Consider the following 6,564-nt stretch of genomic DNA (forward strand, 5'->3'; position numbering starts at 1 on the left):
TGTATAAGAGACAGGGGTGGGCAGGGGGGCAGGCGCCGGCTTCGCCGCAGTGGCGCGCAGCCGCGCCACGGACTCCGTCGCCGTGCTGCGTTTCCTCGCCGGTTTCGGCTCCGCGGCTTTTGGCTCGGCGGGCCTCGATTCGACGGGCCTCGATTCGACGGGTGGGGACGACTCGACGGCGATGGATGGCGTGTAGGCGGGCAGCGCCGCCGCCACGGGAACGCTGCCGGGGCGCGGCTTGCGGTAGATCGTGGCGCCGGGAACCGGCACGGGGGTGAACAGGCTGTTGACCTGCTGCCCCGTTTCGGCATGGCCGACCACCAGCCAGCCGTTGGGAACCAGCACCTCGTGCAGGTTCTCCAGCAGCCGGGTGCGCGTCGGCTCGTCGAAATAGATCATGACGTTGCGGCACAGCACGACGTCCAGCGCGCCCAGGCCCCGCGGGTAGTTGGGCAGCGGCCCGTCCACCAGGTTGAAGACCGAGAAGCTCGTCCATTCGCGGAAGCGCGGCTTGACCGCCCACAGGTCGCCCTGCCGGTCGAAGCATTCCGCCAGGACGGCCGGGTCGAGCCCGCGCACCGCCCAGTTCCCATAGACGCCGCGCCGCGCCGTTTCGATGAAGCTGGCGTTCAGGTCGGTGCCGACGATGCTGACCTGCCAGTCGCGCAGCTGGTCGGCGAAATGCCGCTTCAGCAGGATTTCCAGCGTGTAGGCCTCCGGCCCGATCGAGCAGCCGGCGCTCCAGATGCGCAGCAGGCGGCTTTCCCGGTTGCGGCGCAGGCATTCCGGGATGGCGACGGCGCACAGCGCCTCGAACTGCTCGGCGTAGCGGAAGAAGAAGGTCTCGCCGACCGTCAGCTCGTTGATGAGCGCCTGATACTCCGGCCCGGTCGGCCCCTCCGCGGCGAGCTGCGCCAGATAGGCGCCGAGGCCGAGGGTCGGCTTGTCCGACAGGCGGCGGTTGATGCGCTCCGCCAGGGCGGCGTCCTTGTCGGCGTAGTAGGCGAGCCCGGTCGCCCCGATGACGGCGGCCTTGATCCGGGGAAAGACCGGGTCGCGCAGGATGGCGTCGATGCGGTTCATCGGACCTCCGCGCCGGTCTCGCAATCGGGGGCGGCGAGCCGGGCCAGACGCTCGTCGGCCATGGCCTGGAAGGCGGCGAGCAGCCGGCCCTCCGCCTCGGTCAGCAGGCGGGACGGGTCGATCACGGTGGCCGTTCCGCCATCATGGGGGCCGCCGTGGGGGCGGCCGTGGGGGATGGTCGCCACGGCGCAGCCGTTGAAGGTCAGGCCGGGGTCGGCCGCCATCCGCTCCGCGTCGGGGATCGGCAGGATGTTGAACACCCGCTCGGCCAGCAGAGCGAGCGGACGGCCGTCCCATTCGGTCAGGAACAGCGGGGCGTACAGCTCCGGCGGCGCGGCGTCGAAGCCGAACAGCAGGTCGAGCCGCAGGACCGGGACGGCGCGGCCCTGGTAGCGGAACAGGCCGGCGACCACGGCGGGCGCCGCCGGCGGTCGGTCGAGCCGGGGCAGCGGCAGGAACCGGCGCACGGATTCCGCCGGCAGGGCCAGGGTCCTGCCGGAGACGGAAAAGATCACGTACCGTGTCGCGGATGCCGTCGCAGCCATCGCGGGCGCACACCTTCCTGATTCGGTTGTCGGCCGAAGCCGGTTGCCGGGTCCGAGACGCGCAGCCGGACCCTGGATCCTATTGTTGGGTGACGCCGGGGGGCTTGAAACCGGCGCAGAACATGCCGCATCGCACCCGGGATGGAAATACCACCAAAGGCAAAAGCCTCAGCCCAAGGTGGCGGTATGACGCCGGTCATACCATGGGTGCCGGAACGCTTGCTGTTTTCGCAGTTGCGGTTACAAACATCCCCGGCCGCCTGATCAAAAGCCGCCGATCAATTGCCGCCGTCCAGCCGCACCGACCAGAGGGGATCATGATCAAGGTTGTCCGAGCGAAGCTGCACTGCCTGCGCGTCACCGACGCCAACCTGAACTATCAGGGGTCGATCACCCTCGATCCGGAGCATTGCGAGGCGGTCGGGATCTACCCGCTGGAGTTCGTGGAGATCTGGAACAAGAATTCCGGCGCGCGGATCAGCACCTACGTGATCTACGGCGAGCGCGGCTCGCGCTGCTGCGTGCTCAATGGCTCGGCGGCGCGGAGCTGCCAGCCGGGGGACGAGGTCATCATCGCCGCGTCCTGGTATTGTCAGCCGACGGAGCTGGCGACGCTGCGGCCGCGGGTGCTGACCTTCAACGCCGACAACAGCATCGACCGCTCGCTGACCTACGACGTGACGGCGCTGGACGGCGGGCGCTTCGATTTCGCGATTCGCGAGGGTGCCTTCCTGGAGCCGGAACCGGCCTGATCCGCCGGCCCCGACGTCCCGCAAACAAAGGAAGCGGGGTTGGGCGAGTCCACGCGCAAAGCGAGCGGTTCGGCGACTTGCGCGTGTCTTGCGAGGGATGGGCGGTGAGTCCCACTTGAACGCGCGGCAATTTTTGCCTACTCTACTTGAGTGGGAGTGCGGACAGCGAGGAGTGCGTGTCATGGGCGTCAGCGGCATAGGGGGCTATCAGCAGCAGCCTTTCACGACACCGTTGAGCAGCGGGCCGGCGGCCCTGCAGCAGACACGGGGAACCGACGCGAACCAGCAGGCCCAGAAGGCCGAAGAGGATCGCCGTCAGCAGGCCCAGGATCAGCAGGCGCAGCAGAGCCAGCAGGCCCTGTCGTCGGGCGGCAACACCACCCCGACCCGCGGACAGAACCTCAACATCACGGTCTGATCGCGCGTCGTCCAATCGGGGTCCGCCCGGCTGGTCCGGGGCCGGGCCCGCAGGGGAAAGGCGGCCAGCCATGGACATCCGAAGCGTTTCCGGCATCCAGGCGAACCGGCCGACTCCGGCATCGGCGGTCCCGACGCCGCAATCCGTGGCCGATGCCGCGGCACCGACTTCCCAAACCGCCTCCAGCGCTGCGGACCAATCCGCTTCGGCTGCGTCTCCGTCCGATCCGGTGGTGGTGGCCGGCGGCTACATCAGCCCGGTCCTGCGCTATGACCAGGGCGCCCGGCTGGCCGTCATCTATTTCCGCGACCGCTCCTCCGGCGAAACCCAGAACCAGATCCCGGCGCAACAGGTGGTGGAGGAATACCGCCGCACCGCCAGCCGCCTGGGCGTCGCGACCGACGCGGCGGCGGAAGGCCACGACACCGGCAAGGGAACCGCGGCATCCGGCGGCACCGCCACACCGGACGGCGCCGGGCGGAGCGTCGGATCGGGATACGGCGCCATCCCGTCGAGCGGCGCCCCGTCCAGCGGAACGCCGCCCGCGACGGGCGCCGGTCCGGCGGGAACCACCCCGGCCGCCGTTCCCCGTGCCGCGGGGTCCTACGGCGCCGGTTCGCCGGGCGCCATCGTCTCCGTCACCGTCTGATCGGGCAGCTCGAAGCGGGCGACCAGGGGCGCGTGGTAGCTTTCCGGGGAATGGCTGACCGTGGCGTGGGCGACCAGCTCGTCGCCCAGCGCCTCGTTGTGGATTTCGGCGGAGCGGAACCAGCCCAGCAGGGCGCGCGACACCAGCAAATGGTCGAGCATCACCGCGTCGCCGCCGTGCAGCACGGTGAAGCGCCGCTCCTCCGGGACGGAGCGTTCCAGCGGCACCAGCGACCGCCCCGCAAGATGGCCGTTGCCGGTCTCGTCCAGGTCGGCGCGGATGATGCGGACGGGGGTCTGCTCGATCTCGGCGTTGAGGTCGCCGGCCACCAGGATCAGCGCCTGCGGGTCGGCGTCGAACACCCGCTCCACCGCCAGCCGGGCCTCCAGCGCCTGCCCGGCCCGCTTGATCGAGGCGAGGTAGAAGCCCTCCGCCCAGCCGCCGACGCTCTTCCAGGTGGAGGCGTTCTTCTTCTGCCCCGGCACCGGCGCGGCGATCGGCGCGCGCAGATGCAGGTTGAAGACGTGCAGCCGCCGCCCGCCGGGCAGCTCGATCTCGCCATGGAGCACCGGGCGGTCCCAGGTCACGGCGTCGCCGCCGGGCTGGGCCGGGTCGGCGGTGACCATGCGGACCTGCGGGGAGGGCACCAGATCGTGCCGGTACTGCCGCGCCGCCAGGATCGGCCAGCGGCTCACCAGCACGAGGTTGTGCCGGTCGGCCAGCTTGGTCCCCTCGCCGCCGGAGGTCCGGTGGAAAGCGGCGTAGGAGCCGCCCTCCAGCAGCCGGTTCAGAGCGCGCAGGGTCCGCGGCTCCCCCTTCGCGTCGCGCTGGCCGTTGACCTCCTGAAGGCACAGGATGTCGGCGTCCAGCCGCTCCAACTGCGGACGCAGCACGGCGGCGCGCTCCTCGAAGGACAGGTCGCCGGTGTCGTCCAGGCTTTCCAAGTTGAAGGTGGCGATGCGGATGCTGCTGCGGGTGCTGCGGCTCATGACCCCTCCCCGGACGCCCGGCCCGCCGCGGCGCGCGGGCGCGCCAGGAACAGGTGGTTGCGGTTGATGCGCCGCCGCCGCCGGCGGTGCGCGCTCAGCATCGCCGTGGAGGCGACGAGCGTGGCCTCCAGCCCGGCCTCGGCCATGCGCTGGGGGGTATCCGTACCATAAATCCGGTAGTGATAGGGGTGGCCGAAGGCGGCCAGTCGCTTGGCGGGGGTGTCCATCGCCGGGTCCTCCCGCGTCGGTCCCTTGGGGTCATAGGGGAACAGCAGGATAGCGCGGCCGGAGGGCTTCAGGACGCGGGCGATCTCGCGCAGCGCGGCGCGGTCGTTGGGGACATGCTCCAGCACGTGGCTGGACAGCACGAGGTCGAAACGGCCGTCCGGGAAGGGCAGGTCGGTCAGGTCGGCTTGCACGTCGGCGGCCGGGTTGAAGCGGTCCAGCGTGACGTAGCGCCGGCCGTGCCGCGCCCGCAGCAGCGGTTCCAGGCAGGGTTCCGGGGCGGTGTGCAGGATGCGCAGCGACCGGCGCAGCACGTCCGTCCGCTCCGCCAGGAAGCTCCACAGGAAGCGGTGGCGCTCCAGCGACCCGCAGTCCGGGCAGCGGGCGTTGCGCCGTCCCCCCAGGCCGAAGGGCAGGAAGCGTGCCGCCTCCCGTCCGCAGAGCGGGCAGAGCAGGGGGCCGGCGGCGGGGATCAGGCCGTGGGCGCCCTCGTAGCGTGGACGCTCGTACAGCGACTCCCGCCGGTAGACGGCGGCCTCGTCGAGATTCTGGTCCGCGATAGCGGGCAACAGGCGGGACAATCCATGGAGCATGGGGATCAGAACAGTTCCACGTCGCCATCGATCCCGGTCTTGCGCAGCCGGTCCATGAAGGAGGTCTCGGACCGCGCGATGTCCCGCACCGTCTCCTCCCCGATCAGGCGGCGCTGGGTGCGGCCCGAGGTGGGGTAGAAGCGCACCGCGCGGGCCGTCGTGCCGCCGACGTCCCAGCTCATCGTCGGGATGCCTTCGGCCGCCAGATACTCCATGACGAACTCGACGTTGCGCTGGCCGATGCCGGCGCTGCGCGGGGCGCCGTTCACGCTGGCCCCGCCGAAGATCTTGGCGCGCAGCCGGTCGCGCCGCCCCGTCGCCGCCAGCAGCCGGTTGATGAGCTGCTCCATCGCCGCACTGCCGTAGCGCGAGGAGATGGACAGCCGGTCGCCGTTGTGGTCGGGCAGCAGGAAGTGGTTCATCCCGCCGATCGCCGCGACGGGATCGAACAGGCAGGCGGCGATGCAGGAGCCCAGCGTGGTGGTGATGACGACGTTCGGGTCGTCGCTGACCACGCAGCCGCCGACCACGATGTTGACCACCTCCGCGCCCAATTGCCGGTCGTGGTAGCGGTTGGCCGCGATGTCCGGTGTGTCGGAACCCTGCTGGAGTCGGCGTGCGCGCGGGCTGATCGGCATCCAGAACCTCGGTGGGACATTCGGTCGCAGTGTACAACCGACCGTCGCCCTTCGCCAAGCGTTGTGGTCAAGGGCTCCTGCAATCGGTGGCTCTCACAAGCCGGCGATCCACAACTCCAGAAGGTCGGCCTGGAGCTTGCGGGCGCGGGCCAGCCAGGCGCGGGCCTCCGGGGGGATCTCGGCAATGCGGCGGTCCATCGTCCGGTCCATGGCGGCGCGCTGCGGCTCGTCGGTGACGAAGAAGGCGAAGCCGAGCGTGCGCCCGCTCGCCGTGGTCAACGTTCCGGCCAGCGCCTTGGCGTAGGCCAGCGTGCCCGATTTGGCGCGCAAGCCGGGGGGCAGGACTTTGCCCTCGTCCTCGCCGGGGAGAAGGGCGAGCACCGCCGGACCGGCGCCGCGGATCAGCGCCATGGTCTGGGCCGGGGTGATCCGCGACGCGCTGCTGAGGCCCGAATGATTGAGCAGACGCAACCCCGTCCAGTCGGTGCGCGGGGCTGCCAGCATGACCGGCGCGGTCAGCACCGCCGCCGACTCCGGCAGCGTCTGCACCGCCGGATCGAGCCGCCGGGCGGCGGCCAGCCCGATCAGCTCCGCCGACAGGTTGTTGGAGTAGCGCAGGACCTGCCGGGCCAGAACCTCCAGCGGCTCGCTGCGGTGCAGGGCGCCGACCGC

General features: G+C 70.9%; 8 protein-coding genes and 1 pseudogene. 3 read left to right on the forward strand and 6 right to left on the reverse strand.

Going from position 1 to position 6,564, the window contains the following annotated elements; all coding sequences use genetic code 11:
- Positions 1-1,083, reverse strand: a 1,083-nt coding sequence (locus tag Q4I23_RS29220; RefSeq protein WP_498528535.1) for a CheR family methyltransferase, incomplete at its 3' end; no start/stop codon positions are given.
- The gene (locus Q4I23_RS29225) at positions 1,080-1,598 is read right to left on the reverse strand and encodes a chemotaxis protein CheW (protein ID WP_498528536.1); all 519 of its coding nucleotides are present in this window, start codon (positions 1,596-1,598) and stop codon (positions 1,080-1,082) included. The genes Q4I23_RS29225 and Q4I23_RS29220, both read right to left, overlap by 4 nt.
- A gap of 347 nt (positions 1,599-1,945) precedes the next feature.
- On the opposite strand from Q4I23_RS29225, the pseudogene panD reads away from it, so the two are divergent.
- From panD to Q4I23_RS29240, 3 genes and pseudogenes are all read left to right on the forward strand, one after another.
- Positions 1,946-2,344: pseudogene (panD, locus tag Q4I23_RS29230) on the forward strand (aspartate 1-decarboxylase); the annotation flags it as partial.
- Between the two features lie 217 nt (positions 2,345-2,561).
- Positions 2,562-2,798: a hypothetical protein gene (locus Q4I23_RS29235; RefSeq protein WP_498528537.1), complete on the forward strand. Its 237-nt coding sequence runs from the start codon at positions 2,562-2,564 to the stop codon at positions 2,796-2,798.
- Positions 2,799-2,868: 70 nt separating this feature from the next.
- Complete coding sequence (locus Q4I23_RS29240; protein ID WP_498528538.1) at positions 2,869-3,447, forward strand: hypothetical protein; 579 nt, start codon at positions 2,869-2,871, stop codon at positions 3,445-3,447.
- On the opposite strand, the gene Q4I23_RS29245 is transcribed toward Q4I23_RS29240, so the two are convergent.
- From Q4I23_RS29245 to Q4I23_RS29260, 4 genes are all read right to left on the reverse strand, one after another.
- Positions 3,402-4,436 (reverse strand): endonuclease/exonuclease/phosphatase family protein, encoded by a 1,035-nt coding sequence (locus Q4I23_RS29245; protein ID WP_498528539.1) that lies wholly within the window; start codon positions 4,434-4,436, stop codon positions 3,402-3,404. The two genes, Q4I23_RS29240 and Q4I23_RS29245, sit on opposite strands and share 46 nt — an antisense overlap.
- Positions 4,433-5,230 (reverse strand): class I SAM-dependent methyltransferase, encoded by a 798-nt coding sequence (locus tag Q4I23_RS29250; RefSeq protein ID WP_498528540.1) that lies wholly within the window; start codon positions 5,228-5,230, stop codon positions 4,433-4,435. The genes Q4I23_RS29245 and Q4I23_RS29250 overlap by 4 nt, the downstream gene beginning before the upstream one ends.
- Positions 5,231-5,259: 29 nt before the next feature.
- Complete coding sequence (locus tag Q4I23_RS29255) at positions 5,260-5,892, reverse strand: chemotaxis protein (protein WP_454017351.1); 633 nt, start codon at positions 5,890-5,892, stop codon at positions 5,260-5,262.
- 93 nt (positions 5,893-5,985) lie between these two features.
- The coding region (locus tag Q4I23_RS29260) for a D-alanyl-D-alanine carboxypeptidase (RefSeq protein ID WP_498528541.1) at positions 5,986-6,564 on the reverse strand (579 nt) is incomplete at its 5' end.

The organism is Azospirillum sp. UFLA03-27 (assembly GCF_059803775.1).